Annotated in this window: 2 protein-coding genes; both read right to left on the bottom strand. The window is 64.4% G+C overall.

Going from position 1 to position 2,507, the window contains the following annotated elements:
- Positions 1-78: 78 nt before the first annotated feature.
- Entirely contained in the window at positions 79-1,092 is a 1,014-nt protein-coding gene (locus tag KHQ28_RS27100; protein WP_032418414.1) for a HoxN/HupN/NixA family nickel/cobalt transporter, read from the bottom strand.
- Positions 1,089-2,507: carbamoyltransferase HypF (hypF, locus tag KHQ28_RS27095; RefSeq protein ID WP_211777756.1), on the bottom strand; the 1,419-nt coding region annotated here is incomplete at its 5' end. The genes hypF and KHQ28_RS27100, both read right to left, overlap by 4 nt.

Raw genomic sequence — 2,507 nt, 5'->3', positions numbered from 1 at the left:
GCGTAAACGCCTTAGCCGGGCTACGGTATTGTTCTGGTAGCCCGGCTAAGCGCAGCGCAAGCCGGGAACATATCCAGCCTAGCGCGCCAGATTGTCGTAGCCGCGCCAGCGATAGTTAAGCACCGATAGCGCCCAACAGGCGACAAACAACCCGACCACCACAAATCCGGCGTCGCCGAGGTTGTCGTTTAACGCCCCTACCCAGCGCCATATTCCGCCGCTGAGCGCAAACTTATCCATCAGCAGACCCAGCGCTTCCAGGCCGCCGATAAACAGCGCTATCACCACCGAGGTACCGGTGATGGTCATGTTGTAATAGAGCTTGCGCTGCGGCTTGCTGAACGCCCAGCCGTAGGCGCCGACCATCAGCACATTATCAAGCGTATCCACCAGCGCCATACCGCTGGCGAACAGCGCCGGAAAGACCATAATCGACCAGACGGAAATCCCGCTCGACGCGCCGGCGGCGGAGATACCCAGTACGCCGATTTCGGTGGCGGTATCAAAACCGAGGCCAAACAGGAAACCGACCAGGTACATCTGCCAGCTGCGGCTTATCAGACGGAAGGTCTTGCCAAACAGCCAGCTCATCACCCCGCCGCCGCTGACGATTTCGTCGCTCACCGGCTCCCCGCGCTTCCATGCCCGAAAGCTGCGCCACACGCTGCGTAAAATCACCAGGTTGATAAAGGCCATCGCCAGTAAAAACAGGGCCGACACGGCGGTGCCAATGACGCTGCCGGTATCATGCAGCCAGCTCATCTGCGTGCTGAAGGCGGTGGCGGTCGCGGCAATCGCCGCCGAGGCCAGCACCACAATCGATGAGTGGCCCAGCGAAAACCACGCCCCGACGGCGAAAGGCCGCCGCCCCTGCTGCATCATCTTGCGGGTCACGTTATCAATCGCCGCAATATGGTCGGCGTCCACCGCGTGGCGCAGGCCGTAGCCCCAGGCCAGCAGGCTGGCGGCCATCAGCGCGCCGCTGCCGCCAAAGGCCTGCAGCGCCCAGCACCAGGCCAGTAAATTCGCCGCGATCAACCCCAGCACCAGACCCGCGGCGCGCGGCTGCTGGCGTAAAACTGTCATTATCATGGTTGTATTCCTTGAGCCTGCCAGCGGGCGGCGGCGATCACCGCCTGACCATAGGCGATTGCGCCGTCGCCGGCCGGCAACTGCTGTGCAAACAGCAGAGTAAAATCCGCCAGATAAAAGGTCAATCGCGCCGCCAGCAGGCGGTTATGCAGCACCCCGCCGCTGCAGACCATCGTGTCGATGCCGCGGACGGTGGCGCAGTCGCGGGCCATCGCCGCCAGCCCACAGGCCAGGGCGTCGTGGAATGCCCAGGCTTTCTGCGCCGGAGTCGCCTGCCAGCTCAGCCATTGCCGCCAGAAGGTCGCTAAATCCAGCGCGTCGTCGCGCCAAGGCAGCGTAACCGGGTGGCTGACGCCGGGGCAGCTGGCGGCCAGCGCCTCCAGCCGACAGGCCGCTTCGCCTTCATAGCTCAGACTCTCCGGCGCGCAATCCAGGGCGCAGGCAACGGCATCAAACAGCCGTCCGCAGGATGAGGCGCGCGGCGCGTTAATCCCGCGCTCGATGGCCTGCGCCAGCAGCGGCCAGTTGCGCTGGCGTAGGGTGGCGGCCTGCGGATAATCCTGCCAGTCAGGGACAAAGGCCAGACAGTGGGCCAGCAAATTTCGCCACGGCTGGCGTGCCGCCAGGTCCCCCCCTGGCAGCGCGACGGCCGGCAGCCCGCCAAGATGTTCGCATTCGCGATAGTTGACCCGCAGGCACTCCCCGCCCCACAGCGCGCCGTTCTCCCCCATACCAATACCGTCGAGTGTCAGGGCGATAACGTCCCCGCCGTCAAGCGGCCAGCGGTGCTCCGCCAGGCACGCCGCGGCGTGGGCATGGTGATGCAGCACTGTCTCCAGCGGCAGGGGCAGGGAGGCCGCCCACTGCGTTGAGCGATAGCCGGGATGGGCATCAACCACCACCCGCTGCGGCACAAACGCGTAAATGCTCTGCATCAGCTGCAGGGCGCTGCACCACTGCTGTTCAACACCTTCCTCGCCAAGATCGCCAAAGTGCTGGCTCAGCACCGCTTCGCTGCCGCGCGCCAGGCAGAAAGTATTTTTCATATCCGCGCCGAGAGCCAGCAGCGGCGGGATGTCTCCTAGCCCCGGCGGCAGCGGCAGCGCGTCCGGGACGTAGCCCCGGGCGCGGCGCAGCATTTCACCGCTTGAGCGCACCAGTGAATCATCCATCCGCTGTACGATGTCGCGATTATGCAAGAGAAAGCCGTCGGCAATGTCGGCTAACTCATTGAGCGCCTGAGCATTACTTAACGCCGGCGGACGGCCGCTAAGATTGCCGGAGGTCATTACGATGGGGCGCGCCAGGCCCTGCAGAAGCAAATGCTGCAGCGGATTAGACGGCAGCATCACCCCAACTTCCGCAAGCCCTGGCGCTATTTCGTCGCACAGGCCGGAGACCTGCGCTTTGGCAAT

The organism is Klebsiella sp. 28 (genome assembly GCF_018223905.1).
GTDB classification, from domain to species: domain Bacteria; phylum Pseudomonadota; class Gammaproteobacteria; order Enterobacterales; family Enterobacteriaceae; genus Klebsiella; species Klebsiella pneumoniae.
This window is presented reverse-complemented; position numbering and strand designations above follow the sequence as displayed.

Coding starts and splice junctions, on each gene's coding strand:
- KHQ28_RS27100 (WP_032418414.1), bottom strand. CDS start 1,092: ATGATAATGACAGTTTTACGCCAGCAGCCGCGCGCCGCGGGTCTGGTG.